This window comes from Streptomyces sp. NPDC005774 (assembly GCF_042871645.1).
Lineage (GTDB): Bacteria > Actinomycetota > Actinomycetes > Streptomycetales > Streptomycetaceae > Streptomyces > Streptomyces pratens.
The window spans coordinates 15,695-36,878 of the sequence record NZ_JBIAIV010000023.1; the positions used below are offsets into that span (position 1 = coordinate 15,695).

The following is a 21,184-nucleotide window of genomic DNA, read 5'->3' on the forward strand; positions in this document are numbered from 1 at the left end:
GGAGACGGCGGGCGGGCCGGCGGCCCCGGTCCGCACCGCCCGCCTCATCCGTCGAACAGGACGGACAGGACCGCTATCAGCACCATCGGCACCGGGACGAGTCCCGCGCTCGCCGTCCAGTAGCACCGCCGGGCGCAGGACTCCGGGCGGGCCCATTGGTTCAGCGGGATCCACAGGGCGAGGAAGACGGCCCATACCAGGATCAGGATCACCGCCCAGGGGAGCATGCCGTCGTTGTCCGTGGGCTCCCTGGAGGTGAGGCCCAGCTCGGCCAGGGGGTAGTTCGCGGCGAACATCATCGACAGCCACAGCGGCACCACGGCCACGACCCCGAGGACCAGGTTGACGGCCAGGGGGGCGCCCCATCGTCTGAGCGGTCGCATGTCCCGTCCCCTTGTCCCGTTCCCTTGCCCGCGAGGGGAATCACTGTAGGGAACGGTCGTCGTCGCTGTTCCGGCGGGGAGGAACTCCGGGCCCACTCTGGACATTCCGTGAGGTTAGGCTACCCTAAGCCTGCCTCTGATCCGAGGCGCCGTGAGCCCGCACCCCACGCCTCCGTACGCACGAAAGCAGACCCAGCCATGTCGAACGCCAGAACCGCCCGCTTCTCCCGTCGCGGCATCCTCGCCGCCGGTGGCGCCCTCGGACTCGGTGCCGTGCTCGCGGCCTGCGGGGACGGCGACACGAAAAGCGGCGGCTCGGGCTCGTCGGCGGCTGCCGAGGAGTCCGGTCCCTGGTCCTTCAAGGACGACCGCGGCACGACGGTGAAGCTGGACAAGGTCCCCGTGAACATCGTCGCCTTCACCGGTGCCGCCGCCGCGCTCCACGACTACGGTGTCCAGGTCAAGGGCGTCTTCGGTCCGACGAAGACCAAGGACGGCAAGGCCGACGTCCAGGCCGGCGACATGGACATCAGCAAGGTGACCATTCTCGGCAACGCCTGGGACCAGTTCAACGTCGAGAAGTACGCGACGCTCTCCCCCGAGGTCCTCGTCTCCACCACGTTCGACGACGCGGGCACCCTCTGGTACGTCCCCGAGACGTCCAAGGACAAGATCGCCAAGCTTGCGCCGAGCGTCGCCGTCTCCGTCTACGACCGTCAGCTGACCGCGTCGCTGGAGCGTATGTGGGAGCTGGCCGAGTCGCTGGGCGGCGACATGAAGGCCGCCAAGGTCACCGACGCGAAGAAGCGCTTCGAGGAGGCCTCCGAGCGGCTGCGCAAGGCCGCCAAGGCCAATCCCGACATCAAGGTGATGGCCGGTTCCGCGAGCCCGGAGCTGTTCTACGTCTCCGGCACCAACCTTTCGGTCGACCTGGAGTACTACAAGGCCCTCGGGGTGAACTTCGTCGAGCCGACCGAGAAGGCCAAGGAGCCCACCGGCGGCTGGTTCGAGAGCCTGAGCTGGGAGAACGTCGACAAGCACAAGGCCGACGTCATCATCATGGACGACCGCAGCTCGGCCATGCAGCCCGCCGACATCACCGAGGCGACCTGGAAGAAGCTGCCCGCGGTGAAGGCCGGTCAGGTCATCGGGCGTTCCGCCGAGCCGATCCTGTCGTACGACAAGTGCGTCCCGCAGATCGAGGCCCTCGCCGAGGCCATCGAGAAGGCCAAGAAGGTCAGCTGACCCGTCGGCCGGCTCGTCGGCCGCCCCTCCCCCGTCACCGGAGCCGTACGCGACCACTGCCGTAGCCGCCCCGTTCCGCTTCTCCTCCCTCCAGGTCGCCGGAACGAGGCGGCTCGGTCCGTTCCTGGCCCGGGTCACCTCCACCGGGACCAACCTGCGCGGCGTCGGTCCGAGGGCCGGCGAGGCGGCGGCCGGCGCCGCCGCATCACCTCCGTGGGGTACTGGTGTCGTGACTTGACGGATAATCAGTTACGCGAACAGCGTTGACGGCGACTCCACTTGAGCCCGCCTTCACACCTCGCGACGGAGTGAGGACGGTCACGGCGACAACGGGAATAAAACGCATTCGCTTAGGTTAGGCTCCCCTAAGTAAAAACGGGCCGCACCGCGGCGCGCCCACTCCCTCCCCGCACCGGACCGTCCCCACCGGAGGCCCCCACATGCGCTCGCACCTGCTCAACGACACCACCGCGGAGCACTATCGCCGCTCCGTGACCGAAGGAGTCGAGCGGGTGGCAGCCAAACTCGCCACCACACACCGTCCGTTCACCGGCGTCACGGTCGACGCCCTCGCCCCCGTCATCGAGCGGATCGACCTCGACCGGCCGTTGCACGACACCACCGCGGCACTGGACGAACTGGAGGACGTCTACCTCCGGGACGCGATCTACTTCCACCACCCCCGCTACCTCGCCCACCTCAACTGCCCGGTCGTCATCCCGGCCGTGCTCGGCGAGGCCGTGCTCTCCGCCGTCAACTCCTCCCTGGACACCTGGGACCAGTCGGCCGGCGGCACTCTCATCGAGCGCAAACTGATCGACTGGACCGCCGCCCGGATCGGTCTCGGCGCCGCCGCCGACGGGGTGTTCACCTCCGGCGGCACCCAGTCCAACCTCCAGGCACTGCTGCTGGCCCGCGAGGAGGCCAAGTCCCGCGACCTCGCGACCCTGCGCATCCTCACCTCCGAGGTCAGCCACTTCAGCGTGCAGAAGTCCGCGAAACTGCTCGGCCTGGGCCCGGACGCCGTGGTGTCGATCCCCGTCGACCACGACAAGCGGATGCAGACCGTGGCCCTCGCCCGCGAACTGGCACGCTGCGCCGAGGACGGCCAGGTCCCCATGGCCGTCGTCGCCACCGCCGGCAGCACCGACTTCGGCTCCATCGACCCGCTGCCCGAGATCGCCGAACTGTGCGCGCAGTACGGCGTCTGGATGCACGTGGACGCCGCCTACGGCTGCGGGCTCCTCGCCTCGCTGAAGCACCGGGACCGCATCAGCGGCATCGAGCACGCGGACTCGGTCACCGTCGACTACCACAAGTCCTTCTTCCAGCCGGTGAGTTCGTCCGCCGTACTGGTCCGGGACGCGGCCACGCTGCGGCACGCCACCTACCACGCGGAGTACCTCAACCCACGCCGCATGGTGACCGAGCGCATCCCCAACCAGGTGGACAAGTCCCTGCAGACCACCCGCCGTTTCGACGCGCTGAAGCTGTGGATGACGCTGCGCGTGATGGGCGCCGACGGCATCGGCCGGCTCTTCGACGAGGTCTGCGACCTGGCCCAAGGCGGCTGGCGGCTGCTCACCGCCGACCCGCGCTTCGACGTGGTCGTCGAGCCGTCGCTGTCCACGCTCGTCTTCCGGTACGTCCCGGCCGCGGTCACCGACCCCGCGAGCATCGACCGCGCCAACCTCTACGCCCGCAAGGCCCTGTTCGCCTCCGGTGACGCGGTCGTCGCGGGCACCAAGGTCGCGGGGCGCCACTACCTGAAGTTCACCCTGCTGAACCCCGAAACCACGACGGCCGACATCACCGCCGTCCTCGACCTGATCGCCGGCCACGCCGAGCAGTACCTGGGAGAGTCCCTTGACCGCGCATCCTGAAGCCCCGGACACCACCTACGACTTCGTCGGTATCGGGCTGGGCCCCTTCAACCTCGGCCTCGCCTGCCTCACCGAGCCCATCGGCGAACTCAGCGGCGTCTTCCTGGAGTCCAAGCCGGACTTCGAGTGGCACGCCGGGATGTTCCTCGACGGCGCCCACCTCCAGACGCCGTTCATGTCGGACCTGGTCACCCTCGCCGACCCGACGTCCCCGTACTCCTTCCTCAACTACCTGAAGGAGAAGGGCCGGCTGTACCCGTTCTACATCCGCGAGAACTTCTACCCGCTGCGCGTCGAGTACGACGACTACTGCCGCTGGGCCGCCGCGCAGCTGAGCAGCATCCGCTTCTCCACCACCGTCACCGAGGTGACGTACGACGAGGCGGCGGACCTGTACGCCGTACGGACGCGGGAGGGCGTCACCTACCGCGCCCGGCGGCTGGTGCTCGGCACCGGGACCGTGCCGTTCGTGCCCGAGGTGTGCCGGGGCCTGGACGGCGGCCTGTTCCACACCTCGCAGTACATGCACCGCAAGGCGGAGCTGCAGGAGAAGAAGTCGGTCACGATCGTCGGCAGCGGACAGAGCGCCGCCGAGATCTACTACGAACTGCTCGGTGAGATCGACGCCCACGGCTACCGGCTCGACTGGGTCACGCGCTCCCCGCGGTTCTTCCCGCTGGAGTACACCAAGCTGACCCTGGAGATGACGTCCCCGGACTACATCGACTACTTCCGGGCGCTGCCCGAGGAGACCCGCTACCGGCTGGAGAAGGAGCAGAAGGGTCTGTTCAAGGGCATCAACTCGGAGCTGATCGACGCGATCTTCGACCTGCTGTACCAGAAGAACGTCAGCAGCGGCGGCCGTCCCGTCCCCACCCGGCTGATCGGCAACTCCACGCTGACCGGGGCGCGTCACGAGGACGGCGCGTACACGCTCGGCTTCCACCAGGACGAGCAGGGCAAGGACTACGAGATCCGCACCGAGGGCCTGGTCCTGGCCACCGGCTACCACTACGAGCCGCCCGCCTTCCTCGACCCGGTCAAGGACCGCATCCGCTTCGACGGGCACGGCCGGTTCGACGTGGCCCGCAACTACTCCATCGACGTGACCGGCCGGGGCGTGTTCCTGCAGAACGCGGGCGTCCACACGCACAGCGTCACCAGCCCCGACCTGGGCATGGGCCCGTACCGCAACAGCTGCATCATCCGCGAGCTGCTCGGCACCGAGTACTACCCCGTCGAGAAGTCCATCGCCTTCCAGGAGTTCACCGTATGAGCACCACCGGCACCGGCCTGCGGACCGCGCTGGGCACCTTCGGGGTCCGCCCGCTCGACCCGCCGAAGGACGCCGAACTGCTGCACTCCTGGGTCACCCACCCCAAGGCGGCCTTCTGGATGATGCAGGACGCGAAAGCGGAGGACGTCGAGCGCGAGTACCTGCGGATCGCGGCCGACGAGCACCACCACGCCCTGCTGGGCCTGCACGACGGCGTCCCCGCCTTCCTGATGGAGACGTACGACCCCGTCCACCGCGAACTGACCGGACTGTACGAGCCGGCGCCCGGCGACGTCGGCATGCACTTCCTGGTCGCGCCGGCCGGCGCCCCGCTGCACGGCTTCACCCGGGCCGTGATCACCGCCGTCCTCGCCCACATCTTCGACGACCCGGCCGCCCTGCGGGTCGTCGTCGAACCGGACGTGTCCAACACGGCGGTCCAGGCCCTGAACGAGGCCGTGGGCTTCGTCCCCGTGCGCGAGATCGACAAGCCGGAGAAGAAGGCGTTGCTGAGTTTCTGCACCCGTGATCAGTTCGCCGCGGCCACGGGGGTGAGCGTGTGAGCCCCGCAGACGTGAGCCCCGCCGGCGCCGTGGACCATCTGACCCCCGAGCGCTGGGAGAGGGCCAACCGCCTGCTGATCCGCAAGGCGCTCGCCGAGTTCGCCCACGAGAGGCTGATCACGCCGGAGCCCGCCCCGCATCGGACGGACGGCTACGTCGTCCGCGGTGACGACGGGCTGACCGAGTACCGCTTCACCGCCGTCCGCCGCGCCCTGGACCACTGGCAGGTCGCCGCCGAATCCATCACCCGGCACCGCGGCGGCAGCGAACTCCCGCTCACCGCCCTGGACTTCTTCATCGAGCTGCAGAAGTCGCTGGGGCTGAGCGACAAGGTCCTGCCGGTGTACCTGGAGGAGATCTCCTCCACCCTCTCCGGCACCTGCTACAAGCTGGCCAAGCCCGCCGTCACCTCGGCCGAGCTGGTGGACGCCGGCTTCCAGGCCGTCGAGACCGGCATGACCGAGGGCCACCCCTGCTTCGTCGCCAACAACGGGCGCCTCGGCTTCGGCATCCACGAGTACCGGGCCTACGCGCCGGAGACGGCGAGCCCGGTACGGCTGGTGTGGCTGGCCGCGCACCGCTCACGGGCGGCGTTCACCGCCGGCATCGGCATCGAGTACGAGTCGTTCCTGCGCCAGGAGCTGGGCGAGGACACCGTCGAACGCTTCCACCGGACGCTCACGGAACAGGGACTCGACCCGGCCGATTACCTGTTCATCCCCGTCCACCCCTGGCAGTGGTGGAACAAGCTCGCCGTCACCTTCGCCGCCGAGGTCGCCCGCCGCCACCTGGTGTGCCTGGGCGAGGGCGACGACGAGTACCTGGCCCAGCAGTCCATCCGTACCTTCTTCAACCGGTCCGACCCGCACAAGCACTATGTGAAGACGGCCCTGTCCGTCCTCAACATGGGCTTCATGCGTGGTCTTTCGGCCGCGTACATGGAGGCCACCCCGGCGATCAACGACTGGCTGGCCCAGCTGATCGAGAACGATCCGGTGCTGCGGTCGACCGGGCTGACGATCATCCGGGAGCGGGCCGCGGTCGGCTACCGGCACCTGGAGTACGAGAAGGCCACCGACCGCTACTCGCCCTACCGCAAGATGCTGGCCGCGCTGTGGCGGGAGAGCCCGGTGGCGTCGCTGCGGGAGGGCGAGTCCCTCGTCACGATGGCCTCACTGCTCCATGTGGACCACGAGGGGACGTCCTTCGCGGGCGCGCTGATCGAGCGGTCCGGCCTGACGCCGGTCCAGTGGCTGCGGCACTACCTGCGCGCCTACTACACGCCGCTGCTGCACAGTTTCTACGCCTACGACCTGGTGTACATGCCGCACGGCGAGAACGTGATCCTCGTCCTCGAGGACGGGGTGGTGCGCCGCGCGGTCTACAAGGACATCGCCGAGGAGATCGCGGTGATGAACCCGGACGCGGTGCTCCCACCGGAGGTCTCCCGCATCCGCGTGGAGGTACCGGACGACAAGAAGCTGCTGTCGATCCTCACGGACGTCTTCGACTGCTTCTTCCGCTTCCTGGCCGCCGACCTCGCCACCGGGGGCGTCCTCACCGAGGACGACTTCTGGCGGACGGTCGCGGAGACCACCCGCGAGTACCAGGCGTCGGTGCCCGAACTCGGCGACAAGTTCGCCCAGTACGACATGTTCGCCCCCGAGTTCGCGCTGTCCTGCCTCAACCGGCTCCAGCTGCGCGACAACCGGCAGATGGTCGACCTCACGGACCCGTCCGGCGCGCTCCAGCTGGTCGGCACCCTGAAGAACCCCCTCGCGGGGTTCTGACCCACGAACAGGCGGGCACCCCACAGTACGGTCCTGCGGGGTGCCCGTCGTCCTTGAGCGGTGGCCTTCCGCACTGCCGGCACCGTCGTGCGGGCTCTTCGTCGTGCGGGTTCCTCTTCGTGCGGGGAGTCGTTCCTTGGTGAGGAGACCGGGCAAGGTACGGACCACGCTCCCGCAGACCGATGGAACAATCACCCCATGGCGGAAATAATCCAGAAGGACGGAACCTGGGTCTTCGACGGGGACACTCTGCGGCTGACACCCGGCCGGGACAAGAGCGTCGGACTGCTCCGCCGGACCCTGGGCGAGCTGACGGTTCCTCTGTCGGCGTTGGCGGGCATCTCGCTCGAGCAGGGCCGCAAGGCGGGGCGGCTCAGGCTCCGGCTGCGCGAGGGCGCCGACCCGCTGCTCCAGGCGACGGGCGGCCGGCTCACCGAGCCGCACGACCCGTACCAGCTGATCGTGGAGTCCGACCGGTACGGCGTCGCCGAGTACTTCACGGAGGAGGTCCGCAACGCCCTGCTGCTGGACCAGGTGCCCTCCGATCCGGTCTCCGGCTATCTGCTGCCCGGCCCGTCCGTGCCGCTGTCGGTCGCCGCCGGGGACGGCTCGGCGAGCTTCGACGGGGAACGGATACATCTGGAGTGGAACTGGAAGACGGAGGACTCCAAGTCCGCCGCCGGCGCCCGCGCCCTGGCGCTGAGCGACATCACCGCGGTGGAGTGGCTGCCGGCGGGCGGGCTGGAGAACGGCCACCTGCGTTTCCTCGTGCGTCACGCGCCCACCAAGGCCCCGGCGAAGTACGACCCCAACGCGGTGGAGCTGTGGGGCTTCAAGAAGGACCCCCTGATGGCGCTGGTCGCCGCCGCCGTCCAGGCCCGCCTCCCTCACCCGGCCACCCGTGACACCGCGCTCGACACGGTGAAGGACACCGCACCGGCCGTCGTCGGCAGCGCGCGCCCGGCGGAACCGGAGGCTGTGGGCGCGGGTGGTTCCCCCGCCCTCGAGGACGACCACGACGCGCTGCTGCGCCGGCTGCGCGAGCTGGGCGAACTGCATCGCGCCGGGGTGCTGACGGACGAGGAGTTCACCCAGGCCAAGCAGGCCGTCCTGAAGCGCATGTAGGACGGCCGCACGCACGCGCATCCGCCTCCACCCCACCCGACATCGCCTTCCTGCCCGAAATCGGGCAGAATTCTTGCGTGAACCCCTCCCTTACCTCAGGATCGTCGAGTGCACGACGAACTTGTTGATCATTTGACGCGCTCCTCGCCCCTCAGCCGGGGCGAGGCGCTGCGTGTGGTCCAGGACGTGCTCGCCTACTTCGACGAGACGACCGAGGATTTCGTCCGTCGCCGCCACCGCGAACTCCAGGCCCAGGGCCTGGTGAACGCGACGATCTTCGAACGGATCGAGGCGGACCTCAGATACCGCACCGTGGCCCCGCCCGAGCTCTCGCTCCGGCAGCTGCGGCGCATCGTCTACGGCTAGGAAAACACCACATATGTGCGGAATCGTCGGATACATCGGCAGGCGTGAGGTCGCCCCTCTGCTGCTCGAAGGTCTGCAGCGGCTGGAGTACCGGGGTTACGACTCGGCGGGCATCGCCGTCATGTCCCCGAAGGCGGCCGGTCTGAAAACGGTCAAGGCCAAGGGCCGGGTGCGCGACCTGGAGGCGAAGGTCCCGGCCCGCTTCAAGGGCACCACGGGCATCGCCCACACCCGCTGGGCCACCCACGGCGCCCCGTCCGACGTGAACGCGCACCCGCACCTGGACGCCGAGGGCAAGGTCGCGGTCGTCCACAACGGCATCATCGACAACGCCGGCGAGCTGCGCCGCAAGCTGGAGGCGGAGGGTGTCGAGTTCCTCTCCGAGACGGACACCGAGGTCCTCACCCACCTGATCGCCCGCTCGCAGGCCGTCAAGCTGGAGGACAAGGTCCGCGAGACGGTGCGGATCATCGAGGGCACCTACGGCATCGCCGTGCTGCACGCCGACTTCCCGGACCGCATCGTGGTGGCCCGCAACGGCTCGCCCGTGGTGCTCGGCATCGGCGAGAAGGAGATGTTCGTCGCCTCGGACGTAGCCGCCCTGGTCGCCCACACCCGGCAGATCGTCACCCTCGACGACGGCGAGATGGCCACCCTCAAGGCCGACGACTTCCGTACGTACACCACCGAGGGCACCCGTACGACGGCCGAGCCGACCACCGTGGAGTGGGAGGCGGCCTCCTACGACATGGGCGGCCACGACACCTACATGCACAAGGAGATCCACGAACAGGCCGAGGCCGTGGACCGGGTGCTGCGGGGCCGGATCGACGACCGTTTCTCCACGGTGCGCCTCGACGGCCTGAACCTGGACGCGCGGGAGGCCCGCCGGATCCGCCGGGTGAAGATCCTCGGCTGCGGCACCTCGTACCACGCGGGCATGATCGGCGCCCAGATGATCGAGGAGCTGGCCCGCATCCCCGCCGACGCCGAGCCGGCCTCCGAGTTCCGCTACCGCAACGCGGTCGTCGACCCCGACACGCTGTACGTCGCGGTGTCCCAGTCCGGTGAGACGTACGACGTGCTGGCGGCGGTGCAGGAGCTGAAGCGCAAGGGCGCCCGGGTGCTGGGCGTGGTGAACGTCGTCGGTTCGGCGATCGCCCGCGAGACGGACGGCGGCATGTACGTGCACGCCGGGCCGGAGGTGTGCGTGGTGTCCACCAAGTGCTTCACCAACACCACCGTCGCCTTCGCCCTCCTCGCCCTGCACCTGGGCCGCACCCGCGACCTGTCCGTGAGCGACGGCAAGCGGATCATCGAGGGCCTGCGCAGGCTCCCGGGGCAGATCGCCGAGATCCTGGAGCGGGAGGAGGAGATCAGGAAGCTGGCCCTGCAGTACGCCGAGGCCCGCTCGATGCTCTTCATCGGCCGCGTCCGGGGCTACCCGGTGGCCCGTGAGGCGTCGCTGAAGCTGAAGGAGGTCTCCTACATCCACGCGGAGGCCTACCCGGCGTCCGAGCTCAAGCACGGCCCGCTGGCCCTGATCGAGCCCGCGCTGCCCACGGTCGCGATCGTCCCCGACGACGACCTGCTGGAGAAGAACCGCGCGGCGCTGGAGGAGATCAAGGCCCGCAGCGGCCCGATCATGGCCGTCGCCCACCGGGAGCAGGAGAAGGCCGACCACACGATCGTCGTCCCGAAGAACGAGAACGAGCTGGACCCCATCCTCATGGGCATCCCGCTCCAGCTCCTCGCCTACCACACGGCGTTGGCCCTGGGCCGGGACATCGACAAGCCCCGCAACCTCGCCAAGTCGGTCACCGTCGAGTAGTCGGGCGACCGCCCCCTGGAGGCATCCGGACACCCGTGTGGGCGGGGCAGGGACCCTGCCCCGCCCACACGCGGTTCTTCACACCGATCCCCGTCGGCCCCGTCGGCCGCGGTCCGGTTGCCGGCCGGCCGACGCGTCAGGGAATGACCACGACCGGGCGCTGGGCCCGCTTGGCGAGCCGGCCCGCGACGGAGCCGAAGAGCCGGCCGACGAGACCGTGGGTGGAGCCGACGACGATCGCGTCGGCCTCGTACTCCCGGCCGACCTCCTCGAGTTCGTGGCAGATGTCGCCGCCGCGCTCGACCAGGATCCAGGGCACCTCGGTGAGGTAGTCGGCGCAGGCCAGTTCGAGACCGAGGACCTCGGTGCGATGGTCCGGGACGTCGACGAAGACCGGGGGCTCGCAGCCCGCCCACACCGTGGTCGGGAGCCGGTTGGCGACATGGACGATGATCAGCGCGGAACCGAAGCGCCTGGCCATGCCGATCGCGTACGCGAGGGCGCGCTCACTGGAGGTGGACCCGTCGAAGCCGACGACGACGCCGTGCCGGAATGCCGGATCACACGGGTGGCGCGACTGAGCCGCGCCCAGGGGCTCGGCGCCCAGCGGCTCTGCCGCCGCGGGGTCGACGAGGGGTCGCTTGCGGTCCGCGGGTTCGAAGAATTCGTGACCGGCCATGGCTGTCTCGGCGTTGTGATCCTTGTTGTGAGGGACGACAGACTGCGTCGGAGCTGTGTCCGGGAATCATCTTCCCAACCCCATACCCCCAAGGGTACGGCGGCACTCCTCCTTCGCGCAGATCCCGCCCACGCTGGCCGACGGGTATCCCGGAGCATGCCCGAGGGGACACCCGTCACGCAATGGTTGCTGCGTTGTACAGGCGGTTTGCACAGGGCGGGCCCAGCCGCAAGAGTGGGGCGCGCCGGGGGCGCCGGCCCCGGAGGCACGGCGACCGACGCCCCGCCCGCGCGTTGAAACCCCCGTATCACCGCGCCGCACGAAGCACCCACCGCGGCCGACCCCGACCGGAGCCGGAACGGACCCGGAACGGACCCGGAGCGGACCCGGAGCGGACCCGGAGCGGACCCGGAGCGGACCCGGAGCGGGCCTGCCGCGCCGACCGCCCCGCTCCTCCCGCCCGGTCCGGAACGGGCCTCGGGACGGACTTGTCGGACCGGTCCGCGACCTGGCGGAGAGACACCGGTCACCTGACCGGTTTCCGCGCACGCGGCCGCATGTTTTCAGCCAACTTCCGCAACCTGTGCATCGACTGGTGCGACCACCCCCCAACCTCCGTTCGACCTGCACGGAAAGGGTCCGGGGGACCCCGCGCACCCTATGGGGATTGGCCACCGCGACAAGGCGCACTTCCCTGCACGCCCCACGAGTGCAACCCTTCGTGATCGAATGCTTCACGCCAAGTTGCCAAGTCGACAATCCGCCGGGGGCCGAACTGGCCACCCGGGCACGGCGGGACGCAGTAGATTCGATCTTGACTGTCTTACGGCGGGGGACTCGTGCAGGACCGAGGGGAAACGTGCAGGTGCGACACAACCGAGGAGCCGCGACCACCGAGGGGGGCTTAGCAGTATGAGCCACGACTCCGCTGCCGCGCCGGAAGCCGCGGCCCGGAAACTCACCGGGCGACGCCGCAAGGAGATCGTCGCGGTGCTGCTGTTCAGCGGCGGCCCCATCTTCGAGAGTTCCATACCGTTGTCGGTGTTCGGCATCGACCGCCAGGACGCCGGCGTACCGCGCTACCGCCTGCTGGTGAGTGCCGGCGAGGAGGGCCCGCTGCGCACCACGGGGGGTCTCGAACTCACCGCGCCGCACGGCCTGGAGGCAATCGCCCGGGCGGGCACCGTCGTCGTGCCCGCCTGGCGTTCGATCACCTCGCCACCACCGGAGGAATCGCTCGAGGCGCTGCGCCGGGCCCATGAGGAGGGCGCCCGCATCGTCGGGCTGTGCACCGGCGCCTTCGTGCTCGCGGCGGCCGGCCTGCTGGACGGCCGTCCGGCGACGACCCACTGGATGTACGCGCCGACGCTGGCGAAACGCTATCCGTCGGTGCACGTCGATCCGCGGGAACTCTTCGTGGACGACGGCGATGTGCTGACCTCCGCCGGTACGGCGGCCGGAATCGATCTGTGCCTGCACATCGTGCGCACGGATCACGGCAACGAGGCGGCGGGGGCACTCGCCCGGCGTCTCGTCGTCCCGCCGCGCCGGACGGGCGGTCAGGAACGCTACCTGGACAGGTCTTTACCCGAGGAGATCGGCGCCGACCCGCTCGCCGAGGTCGTCGCCTGGGCGCTGGAACACCTCCACGAACAGTTCGACGTGGAGACACTGGCGGCACGTGCGTACATGAGCCGTCGTACGTTCGACCGCCGCTTCCGCTCACTGACCGGCAGCGCGCCGCTGCAGTGGCTGATCACGCAGCGGGTGCTGCAGGCACAGCGCCTGCTGGAGACGTCGGACTACTCCGTGGACGAGGTCGCGGGCCGCTGCGGCTTCCGCTCACCGGTCGCGCTGCGGGGCCACTTCCGGCGCCAACTGGGTTCGTCCCCGGCCGCCTACCGGGCCGCGTACCGCGCACGACGCCCCCAGGCGGAGCGGCACCAGGGCTCCGGCGGCCTCCTGAACCCCACGGGAGCCGTCCCGGCCGGACCGGCGCACCAGCACGGGCATGCGGGCCACCCCGGCCAGGCACCCGCCGCGCTGCATCCGGACAGTCCGGTGCCGCACCAGTCCCGGCGTACGGCGGCCGCGAGCACCCTGGGCGGTCCGCCAGCGGCATCGGCGTCCTCGGCCGACCCGGACCGTGAGGCCCGCGAGGCCTACATCCAGGCCCGGGCCGGCGTGCCGGGCCAGCGCAGCGCGCCGTGAGGCGGACCTGAGACGAGCGTGAGGGGCGGGCGGGCCCGAACAGGGCCCGGCGGCAGGCGGCAGGCGGCGCTACGGGCCGGAGGCGGAGATCTCCGGCCCGTACTGCTGCCACCACCCCGCCCCGCACCACCCCCTGCCGCCCCTTCCCGCCCTCTCCCCCGTCCGCGCCATACACCCTGGTCCCCGCCCGGTCCCCTACGCTCCTGCGCCCCGTAAGGTGAGACATATGAACGATCGCATGGTGTGGATCGACTGCGAGATGACCGGCCTCTCGCTGTCCGACGACGCGCTCATCGAGGTTGCCGCCCTCGTCACCGACTCCGAGCTGAACGTGCTCGGTGACGGTGTCGACATCGTCATCCGCCCGCCGGACGGGGCACTGGAGACGATGCCGGAGGTAGTGCGTCAGATGCACACCGCGTCCGGACTGCTCGACGAGCTGGCGGACGGCACCACACTCGAGGACGCCGAGCAGCGCGTCCTCGCGTATGTGAAGGAGCACGTCAAGGAGCCCGGCAAGGCCCCCCTGTGCGGCAACTCCGTCGGCACGGACCGCGGATTCCTGCTGCGGGACATGCCGACGCTCGAGGACTACCTGCACTACCGCATCGTCGACGTGTCCAGCGTCAAGGAGCTGTCGCGCCGCTGGTACCCGAGGGCGTACTTCAACAGCCCCGAGAAGAGCGGCAACCACCGGGCGCTGGCCGACATCCGCGAATCCATCGCGGAACTGCGCTACTACCGCGAGGCCGTCTTCGTACCGCAGCCGGGCCCCGACTCGGACACTGCGAAGAAGATCGCCGCGAAGCACGTTCTGCCTGCGCAGTAGGCACGCGCCGGGCGCACGGCGCCCCCCGTTCGGGGGCCGTCCGGGGGGCGCCGCGAAACCGTGGCGCGAGCACCCCTTCGGACCAGGTACACTTTTTCTCGGCCGGTCGGGAAAGATTCAGTCTCCACCGATGACGGCCATGGTGGGTGTAGCTCAGCTGGTAGAGCACCTGGTTGTGGTCCAGGATGCCGCGGGTTCAAGTCCCGTCACTCACCCTGTAAGGAAAGAGGCCCCCTCGGGGGCCTCTTTCGCGTTGCGGGCCGGCCGCTCACCGCCGGCCGCTCGCCCCGCCACCGGTGCCGCGTACGTCACGGCACCGGTCCGAAGCCGTCGGCCGCTACGACGAGGCCCGCTCCACCAGCTCCGTGGCCAGCACCACCTGGCGCCGGTCCAGTTCCCGGGAGGCGGGCGGGCGGCGGTCGGCGACCTCGGCGAGGAGCAGGTCGATCATCCTGCGGCCCATCTCCTCGATGGGCTGGCGCACGCTGGTCAGCGGCGGGTCCATGTGGCGGGCGATGGCGGAGTCGTCGTAGCCGACCAGGGCCACGTCGTCGGGGATGCGGCGGCCCGCCTCCCGCAGCGCGTGCCGGGCACCGGCGGCGGTCACGTCGGAGGCGGCGAAGACCGCGTCCAGGTCCGGGCAGCGCTCCAGCAGTGCCGTCATCGCGCTCCGGCCGCCCTCCTCGGAGAAGTCACCCGCCTCGATCATCAGGTCGTCCGCGGGGTGGCCCGCGTCGCGCAGGGCGTCGCGGTAGCCGTCGACGCGCCGCTGCGCGCCGTACACGTCGAGGCGGCCGGTGATGTGGGCGATGCGGCGCCGGCCCCGGCCGAGGAGGTGCTCGACGGCCTGCCGGGCACCGCCGTAGTTGTCGGAGTCGACCGAGGTCAGCGTCTCCGCGGCCGACCGGGGGCCGCTGATCACCGCCGGGATCTCCAGCTGGGCGAGCATGTCGGGCAGCGGGTCGTCGGCGTGCACGGAGACCAGCAGCACACCGTCCACCCGGTGCGCGGCCAGGTAGTCGGCGAGGCGCTGTCGCTCCCGGTCGCTGCCCGCGAAGATCAGCAGCAGCTGCATCTCGGTGTCGGAGAGCGCCGCCCCCACCCCGCGCAGCATGTCCGAGAAGTACGGCTCGGCGAAGAAGCGGGTCTCCGGCTCGGGCACGACCAGCGCGATCGCGTCGGTGCGGTTGGCGGCGAGGGCGCGGGCGGCCGTGTTCGGGACGTAACCGAGCTCGGCGACGGCGGCCTCCACGAGGGCGCGGGTGGCGTCGCTCACCCGGGGTGAACCATTGATCACCCGGGAGACCGTGCCCCGGCCGACACCGGCGCGCGCCGCCACCTCTTCGAGGGTGGGGCGGCCACCCCCGCGGCCCCGCGCTCCGTGGCTTGCCATGTACGCCCCACCTTCCGTCGCATGTCCCGCTGGCCTGGAATCTAACAGCCCCGCACACGGCGGCGGCCTCCGCCAGGAGTACCGTCCGGGCCGGGGACGTCCATCGGCAATGTCCGGGCCTCCAGGGCCTCCAGTTAACAGCCCGATAACTGAACGCACTTCTCCGCGTCCACTCCCTTGACACCCTTGCCGGGACCCGCGACCCTTCAAGACATCACTCGTGGGAGCGCTCCCACGATACCTGACACATACACAACCCGCACGTTCCCCGCCCGAGCCGCAGCACGCAACAAACAGGCCCAACAACGCCGTTGGCCGGGGGGTCGGCACGTCAGGGCAATCAGGAGGACTCAATGCGAGCACGTACCCTCCCCCTCTCCCGGCAGCGCACGGACAGGGGGAAGCTCTTCACCCGCAAGGCACTGGCCGTCGCGGCCGTGGTGTCACTGGGCACCGGGCTGCTGGCCGGCTGTGCCGACGACGGTGGAGACGGTGGCTCCGATTCCTCGTCCGACGGCAAGGGCAAGACGACGGTCACACTGGGCCTGTTCGGCACCTTCGGCTTCAAGGAGGCCGGGCTCTACGCCGAGTACGAGAAGCTGAACCCGGACATCAAGATCGCCGAGAACGTCGTCGAGCGCAACGAGAACTACTACCCGGCGCTGCTCAACCACCTCACCACCAACAGCGGCCTGCAGGACGTCCAGGCCGTCGAAGTCGGCAACATCGCCGAGATCGTGGAGACCCAGGCCGGCAAGCTCGAAGACCTCTCCAAGGCCGAGGGCGTCAACAAGAGCGACTGGCTCGAATGGAAGTGGGAGCAGGCCACCACCAAGGACGGCCAGACCGTCGGCCTGGGCACCGACATCGGCCCGATGGCGATCTGCTACCGCAAGGACCTGTTCGAGAAGGCGGGCCTGCCCACCGACCGCGAAGAGGTCGGCAAGCTGTGGGCCGGCGACTGGGCCAAGCTGATCGAGGTCGGTGAGGACTACCAGAAGAAGGCGCCCAAGGGCACCACCTTCATGGACTCCCCCGGCGGTCTGATGAGCGCCATCCTCAGCAGTGAGAAGGAGCGGTTCTACGACTCCTCCGGCGAGGTCGTCTACAAGACCAACCCCGCCGTCAAGAAGGCCTTCGACATGACCGCGAAGGCCGCCGAGAACGGACTGGTCGGCGCCCAGACGCAGTTCCAGCCGTCATGGGACCAGACGATCGCCAACAACAAGTTCGCCGCGATGTCCTGCCCGCCCTGGATGCTCGGCTACATCAAGGGCAAGTCCCAGCCGGACGCCGCGGGCAAGTGGGACGTGGCCCTGCCCCCCAAGGCCGGCAACTGGGGCGGCTCCTTCCTGAGCGTGCCCAAGAGCGCCAAGAACGTCGACGAGGCCAAGAAGCTCGTCGCCTGGCTGACCGCACCCGAACAGCAGACGAAGCTGTTCAAGGTGCAGGGCAGCTTCCCCAGCGCCCAGACCACCTTCGACAGCCCCGAAGTGACCGGCGCGGTCAACGACATGACCGGCGACGCCCCGATCGGTGAGGTCTTCGCCGAGGCCGCCAAGCAGATCCCGGTCCAGGTCATCGGCCCGAAGGACCAGATCATCTCGCAGGGTCTGGCGGACAACGGCGTCATTCTGGTGACCAAGGGCAAGTCGCCCGAGGAAGCCTGGGAGACGGCCGTCAAGACCATCGACAACAACCTGGACAAGTGACCTGGATGTCCACCCGCAACGAAACCGCCGCGTCCCCCGTCAAGGGGGGCGCGGCCCCGGGCCGCCCACCCCGGGGCACCGCGTCCGAGAACTCCGAGGACAAGGAGGAGCGGCGCCGGCGCAAGCTGTCCCGCCGCTGGCAGCGCGACATGCGCTGGAGCCCGTACGCCTTCGTCTCCCCGTTCTTCCTGCTGTTCCTCGCCTTCGGCCTGTTCCCGCTGGTGTACACCGGCTGGGCCTCACTGCACCAGGTCGAACTGACCGCCCCGACCGACATGGAATGGGTGGGGCTGCGCAACTTCACCCGGATCTTCGACGACGAGTTCTTCTGGAACGCGGCGCAGAACACCCTGACCATCGGCATCATCTCGACCGTCCCGCAGTTGCTGATGGCGATGGGCATCGCCCACATCCTCAACTACAAGCTGCGTGCCTCGACCTTCTACCGGGTCGCGATGCTCGCCCCGTACGCCACCTCGATCGCCGCCGCCTCCCTGGTGTTCGTGCTGCTCTTCGGGCGTGACTACGGGATGATCAACTGGGCGCTGGACTTCGTCGGGATCGACCCGGTCGCCTGGCAGGACGACAAGTGGCCCGGGCAGTTCGCCGTCTCGACGATCATCATCTGGCGCTGGACCGGTTACAACGCGCTGATCTACCTGGCCGCGATGCAGGCGATCCCGCAGGACCTGTACGAGTCGGCGGCGCTGGACGGCGCCAACCGCTGGCAGCAGTTCCTGCACGTGACGCTGCCCTCGCTGCGCCCGACGATCCTGTTCACGGTGGTCGTCTCCACCATCGGCGCCAGCCAGGTCTTCGGCGAGCCGCTGCTGTTCGACCCCAACAAGGGCGCCTCCGGCGGTGCGGAGCACCAGTTCCAGACGCTCGGCCTGTACCTGTACGAACAGGGCTGGATCAACCAGCACCTGGGCCGTGCCTCGGCGATCGCCTGGATGATGTTCCTGATCCTGATCGTCATCGGCCTCATCAACTACGTCATCTCGCGCCGGCTGCGCGCCAGCAGTTAAGGAGTTGTGGCCGTGACGACGACTGTGACGCCCCCCGAGACCACCCCCGCCAAGGAACAGAAGCGCTCCCGTCTGCCGAAGTCGGCGCGGGCCGGCGGGACCCTGCACGGCGGCCCCGTCGCCTACGCGATCCTGATCGTGTTCACGATCGTCTCGCTGTTCCCGCTGATCTGGACCGCGATCGCCGCCTCCCGGGACACCCAGCGCCTGGCGCAGACGCCGCCGCCGTTCTGGTTCGGCTCGAACCTGTTCAAGAACCTGGAGACGGCCTGGACCGACGCCAACCTCGGCGAGGCCTTCCTCAACACCACGATCGTGGCGGGCATCTCGGCGGTCACCGTCGTCATCCTGTCGACGATCGCCGGGTTCGCCTTCGCCAAGCTGCGCTTCAGGGGCCGCGGCGCGCTGATGCTGCTCGTGATCGGCACGATGATGGTGCCGCCGCAGCTCAGCATCATCCCGCTGTACATGATGGTCGCCAAGCTGGACTGGACCGACCAGTTGCAGGCGGTCATCTTCCCGTCGCTGGTGAGCGCGTTCGGTGTGTTCTTCATGCGGCAGTACCTCCTCCAGGCACTGCCGGACGAGGTCATCGAGGCCGCCAGGGTCGACGGCGCGAGCAGCTGGCGCGTGGTCTGGCACGTGGTGTTCCCCGCGGCGCGGCCGGCGATGGCCGTCCTGGGCATGCTGATCTTCGTGCAGACCTGGAACGACTTCCTGTGGCCGTTCCTCGTCCTGACCCAGTCCGGCAACCCGACCGTGCAGGTCGCGGTCGCGGGCCTCGGCCGCGGCTTCACCCCGGACCAGTCCCTGATCATGGCGGGCGCGCTGCTGGGCACCCTGCCGCTGCTGCTGGTCTTCGCGATCTTCGGCAAGCAGATCGTGGGCGGCATCATGCAGGGCGCAGTCAAGGGCTGACGCGCGAGCCCTCCTTCACGTACGTCCCTTTCCGGGGAGGGGGGCCGGGTCACCGACGCCTCGGCCCCTGTTCGTCCCCCTCCTCCCTTCCACTCCCTTCCCCGCTACTCCTTCCCCCTGCTCACTCCGACTCGCAGGTCCTCCACGACCGCCTATGGGAGCGCTTCCATGTCTGACTCCGCAACGCCGGTGACCCCGGCGGCCTTCCCCCCCGCCTTCCTCTGGGGCTCCGCGACCTCCGCCTACCAGATCGAGGGCGCGGTGCGGGAGGACGGACGGACCCCGTCCATCTGGGACACCTTCAGCCATACGCCGGGAAAGACCGCCGGCGGCGACACCGGTGACATCGCCAACGACCACTACCACCGCTACCGCGACGACGTGGCGATGATGGCGGACCTGGGCCTGGGCGCCTACCGCTTCTCCGTCTCCTGGTCCCGGGTGCAGCCGACCGGCCGCGGCCCGGCCGTGCAGCGCGGCCTGGACTTCTACCGCAAGCTGGTCGACGAGCTGCTGGAGCACGGCATCAAGCCGGCCGTCACCCTCTACCACTGGGACCTGCCGCAGGAGCTGGAGGACGCGGGCGGCTGGCCGGAGCGTGACACCGCCTACCGTTTCGCCGAGTACGCGCAGATCGTCGGCGAGGCGCTCGGCGACCGGGTGGAGCAGTGGATCACGCTCAACGAGCCGTGGTGCAGCGCCTTCCTGGGCTACGCGTCCGGCGTGCACGCGCCCGGTCGTACCGACCCGGCGGCCTCGCTGCGGGCCGCCCACCACCTGAACCTGGCACACGGGCTGGGCACCAAGGCGCTGCGGTCGGTGATGCCGGCCCGCAACTCCGTCGCGCTCAGCCTCAACACCTCGGTGGTGCGGCCCCTCTCCCCGGACGACCCGGCGGACCTGGCGGCGGCGCGCAAGATCGACGACCTGTCCGGCGGCATCTTCCACGGCCCGATCCTGCACGGCGCCTACCCGAAGACGCTGCTGGAGGCGACCTCGTCGCTCACCGACTGGTCGTTCGTCCAGGACGGCGACCTGGAACTGATCCACCAGCCGCTGGACGCACTGGGCCTCAACTACTACACACCCACCCTGGTGTCGGCGGCGGACCCGGACGCGAAGGGTCCGCGGGCCGACGGTCACGGGGAGAGCGAGCACTCGCCGTGGCCCGCCACGGACGACGTCGCCTTCCACCAGTCTCCGGGCGAGCAGACCGAGATGGGCTGGGCCGTCGATCCGACGGGCCTGTACGACCTGATCATGCGCTGCACCCGCGAGGCGCCCGGCCTGCCGCTCTACGTCACCGAGAACGGCGCGGCCTACGACGACAAGCCCGGCGCCGACGGCGCGGTGAACGACCCGGAGCGTGTCGCCTACCTGCACGGCCACCTCTCCGCGGTCCGCCGGGCCATCACCGACGGCGCGGACGTGCGCGGCTACTACCTGTGGTCCCTGATGGACAACTTCGAGTGGGCCTACGGCTACGAGAAGCGCTTCGGCGCGGTCTACGTCGACTACACGACCCAGCAGCGGACCCCGAAGTCCAGCGCCCTCTGGTACGGCCGGGCAGCCCGGTCGGGAGCCCTGCCGGAGCCGGACGGCATCTGAACCTCCCGGGAACGGGGGACACGGGGGAACCGGGAACGGGGGCGGGGAAACGGGGCGCGGTGTCTCAGGGGGAGCGCCGCGCCCCGCGCGGGTGTCCACACCCCTCCGGTGCGTGTCCGGGGCCGTCTTTCCTGCCGGGCGGTGCCCGGACGGGTATCGGGGCGGATGCCCGGACAGACGCACGCCCCGGCCGGACGAGAACCGGCCGGGACGCGCGCCGGTGTGTTGTCCCGGTCAACGCCGGAACGTCGCTTCCGGAAGGCGGGTCCGCAACGTCGCCTCCGGGAAGCGCGTCCGGAAGGCCGGTCCCGGAACCTCAGGCCCCGTACGCCGGTCGGTCCCGG

17 protein-coding genes, 1 tRNA gene and 1 pseudogene are annotated in these 21,184 nt (G+C 69.8%); 16 read left to right on the forward strand and 3 right to left on the reverse strand.

Annotation, left to right across the window (positions count from 1 at the left end; all coding sequences use genetic code 11):
• Positions 1-44 precede the first annotated feature (44 nt).
• A complete protein-coding gene (locus ACFYQA_RS21125) occupies positions 45-383 on the reverse strand; it encodes a hypothetical protein (RefSeq protein WP_388919870.1) in 339 nt (112 codons plus the stop codon).
• Positions 384-581: 198 nt separating this feature from the next.
• On the opposite strand from ACFYQA_RS21125, the gene ACFYQA_RS21130 reads away from it, so the two are divergent.
• The 9 genes and pseudogenes from ACFYQA_RS21130 (at position 582) to glmS (ending at position 10,462) form a co-directional block, all read left to right on the forward strand.
• Positions 582-1,628 carry an ABC transporter substrate-binding protein gene (locus ACFYQA_RS21130; RefSeq protein WP_388919872.1) on the forward strand — a complete coding sequence of 349 codons (1,047 nt, stop codon included), beginning with the start codon at positions 582-584 and terminating at the stop codon, positions 1,626-1,628.
• Between the two features lie 52 nt (positions 1,629-1,680).
• A pseudogene (locus ACFYQA_RS21135) lies at positions 1,681-1,788 on the forward strand (siderophore-interacting protein); the annotation flags it as partial.
• Positions 1,789-2,068: 280 nt separating this feature from the next.
• Positions 2,069-3,511, forward strand: a complete 1,443-nt coding sequence (gene desA / locus ACFYQA_RS21140; RefSeq protein WP_388919874.1) for a lysine decarboxylase DesA — start codon at positions 2,069-2,071, stop codon at positions 3,509-3,511.
• Complete coding sequence (locus ACFYQA_RS21145; RefSeq protein WP_388919877.1) at positions 3,495-4,787, forward strand: lysine N(6)-hydroxylase/L-ornithine N(5)-oxygenase family protein; 1,293 nt, start codon at positions 3,495-3,497, stop codon at positions 4,785-4,787. Before desA ends, ACFYQA_RS21145 begins: the two co-directional genes overlap by 17 nt.
• Positions 4,784-5,350 (forward strand): GNAT family N-acetyltransferase, encoded by a 567-nt coding sequence (locus tag ACFYQA_RS21150; RefSeq protein ID WP_388919879.1) that lies wholly within the window; start codon positions 4,784-4,786, stop codon positions 5,348-5,350. Before ACFYQA_RS21145 ends, ACFYQA_RS21150 begins: the two co-directional genes overlap by 4 nt.
• A gap of 11 nt (positions 5,351-5,361) precedes the next feature.
• Complete coding sequence (locus ACFYQA_RS21155) at positions 5,362-7,140, forward strand: IucA/IucC family protein (RefSeq protein ID WP_388920082.1); 1,779 nt, start codon at positions 5,362-5,364, stop codon at positions 7,138-7,140.
• A gap of 198 nt (positions 7,141-7,338) precedes the next feature.
• Positions 7,339-8,265 carry a DUF4429 domain-containing protein gene (locus ACFYQA_RS21160; RefSeq protein ID WP_388919882.1) on the forward strand — a complete coding sequence of 309 codons (927 nt, stop codon included), beginning with the start codon at positions 7,339-7,341 and terminating at the stop codon, positions 8,263-8,265.
• A 108-nt stretch (positions 8,266-8,373) separates the two neighbouring features.
• A complete protein-coding gene (locus ACFYQA_RS21165; RefSeq protein ID WP_332427890.1) occupies positions 8,374-8,631 on the forward strand; it encodes a hypothetical protein in 258 nt (85 codons plus the stop codon).
• 13 nt (positions 8,632-8,644) lie between these two features.
• On the forward strand, positions 8,645-10,462 hold the full coding sequence (gene glmS / locus ACFYQA_RS21170; RefSeq protein WP_388919886.1) for a glutamine--fructose-6-phosphate transaminase (isomerizing): 1,818 nt from the start codon (positions 8,645-8,647) through the stop codon (positions 10,460-10,462).
• A gap of 136 nt (positions 10,463-10,598) precedes the next feature.
• Here the strand turns inward: glmS and ACFYQA_RS21175 are convergent, their stop codons facing one another.
• Positions 10,599-11,141, reverse strand: a complete 543-nt coding sequence (locus ACFYQA_RS21175; protein WP_332427894.1) for a universal stress protein — start codon at positions 11,139-11,141, stop codon at positions 10,599-10,601.
• 912 nt (positions 11,142-12,053) lie between these two features.
• Here ACFYQA_RS21175 and ACFYQA_RS21180 point away from each other — a divergent pair.
• From ACFYQA_RS21180 to ACFYQA_RS21190, 3 genes are all read left to right on the forward strand, one after another.
• Positions 12,054-13,352 carry a helix-turn-helix domain-containing protein gene (locus ACFYQA_RS21180; protein WP_388919889.1) on the forward strand — a complete coding sequence of 433 codons (1,299 nt, stop codon included), beginning with the start codon at positions 12,054-12,056 and terminating at the stop codon, positions 13,350-13,352.
• Positions 13,353-13,578: 226 nt separating this feature from the next.
• A complete protein-coding gene (orn, locus tag ACFYQA_RS21185; protein WP_386394739.1) occupies positions 13,579-14,181 on the forward strand; it encodes an oligoribonuclease in 603 nt (200 codons plus the stop codon).
• Between the two features lie 142 nt (positions 14,182-14,323).
• A tRNA-His gene (locus ACFYQA_RS21190) sits at positions 14,324-14,396 on the forward strand.
• Positions 14,397-14,518: 122 nt separating this feature from the next.
• Here ACFYQA_RS21190 and ACFYQA_RS21195 read toward each other — a convergent pair.
• Entirely contained in the window at positions 14,519-15,574 is a 1,056-nt protein-coding gene (locus ACFYQA_RS21195; protein ID WP_388919892.1) for a LacI family DNA-binding transcriptional regulator, read from the reverse strand.
• Positions 15,575-15,927: 353 nt separating this feature from the next.
• Here ACFYQA_RS21195 and ACFYQA_RS21200 point away from each other — a divergent pair, with 353 nt between their 5' ends.
• The 4 genes from ACFYQA_RS21200 to ACFYQA_RS21215 all read left to right on the forward strand — a co-directional run bounded on the left by ACFYQA_RS21200 (position 15,928) and on the right by ACFYQA_RS21215 (position 20,840).
• On the forward strand, positions 15,928-17,286 hold the full coding sequence (locus ACFYQA_RS21200; protein WP_388919895.1) for an extracellular solute-binding protein: 1,359 nt from the start codon (positions 15,928-15,930) through the stop codon (positions 17,284-17,286).
• 5 nt (positions 17,287-17,291) lie between these two features.
• Entirely contained in the window at positions 17,292-18,314 is a 1,023-nt protein-coding gene (locus ACFYQA_RS21205; RefSeq protein ID WP_388920085.1) for a carbohydrate ABC transporter permease, read from the forward strand.
• Positions 18,315-18,326: 12 nt separating this feature from the next.
• Entirely contained in the window at positions 18,327-19,232 is a 906-nt protein-coding gene (locus ACFYQA_RS21210; RefSeq protein WP_388919899.1) for a carbohydrate ABC transporter permease, read from the forward strand.
• A 168-nt stretch (positions 19,233-19,400) separates the two neighbouring features.
• Positions 19,401-20,840 carry a GH1 family beta-glucosidase gene (locus ACFYQA_RS21215; RefSeq protein ID WP_388919902.1) on the forward strand — a complete coding sequence of 480 codons (1,440 nt, stop codon included), beginning with the start codon at positions 19,401-19,403 and terminating at the stop codon, positions 20,838-20,840.
• Positions 20,841-21,184: the final 344 nt, after the last annotated feature.

Excerpts from the sequence above, each read along its gene's own strand:
- ACFYQA_RS21125 (WP_388919870.1), bottom strand. The coding sequence starts at position 383 with ATGCGACCGCTCAGACGATGGGGCGCCCCCCTGGCCGTCAACCTGGTC.
- ACFYQA_RS21130 (WP_388919872.1), top strand. The coding sequence starts at position 582 with ATGTCGAACGCCAGAACCGCCCGCTTCTCCCGTCGCGGCATCCTCGCC.
- desA (WP_388919874.1), top strand. The coding sequence starts at position 2,069 with ATGCGCTCGCACCTGCTCAACGACACCACCGCGGAGCACTATCGCCGC.
- ACFYQA_RS21150 (WP_388919879.1), top strand. The coding sequence starts at position 4,784 with ATGAGCACCACCGGCACCGGCCTGCGGACCGCGCTGGGCACCTTCGGG.
- ACFYQA_RS21160 (WP_388919882.1), top strand. The coding sequence starts at position 7,339 with ATGGCGGAAATAATCCAGAAGGACGGAACCTGGGTCTTCGACGGGGAC.
- glmS (WP_388919886.1), top strand. The coding sequence starts at position 8,645 with ATGTGCGGAATCGTCGGATACATCGGCAGGCGTGAGGTCGCCCCTCTG.
- ACFYQA_RS21175 (WP_332427894.1), bottom strand. The coding sequence starts at position 11,141 with ATGGCCGGTCACGAATTCTTCGAACCCGCGGACCGCAAGCGACCCCTC.
- ACFYQA_RS21180 (WP_388919889.1), top strand. The coding sequence starts at position 12,054 with ATGAGCCACGACTCCGCTGCCGCGCCGGAAGCCGCGGCCCGGAAACTC.
- orn (WP_386394739.1), top strand. The coding sequence starts at position 13,579 with ATGAACGATCGCATGGTGTGGATCGACTGCGAGATGACCGGCCTCTCG.
- ACFYQA_RS21195 (WP_388919892.1), bottom strand. The coding sequence starts at position 15,574 with ATGGCAAGCCACGGAGCGCGGGGCCGCGGGGGTGGCCGCCCCACCCTC.
- ACFYQA_RS21200 (WP_388919895.1), top strand. The coding sequence starts at position 15,928 with ATGCGAGCACGTACCCTCCCCCTCTCCCGGCAGCGCACGGACAGGGGG.
- ACFYQA_RS21205 (WP_388920085.1), top strand. The coding sequence starts at position 17,292 with ATGTCCACCCGCAACGAAACCGCCGCGTCCCCCGTCAAGGGGGGCGCG.
- ACFYQA_RS21215 (WP_388919902.1), top strand. The coding sequence starts at position 19,401 with ATGTCTGACTCCGCAACGCCGGTGACCCCGGCGGCCTTCCCCCCCGCC.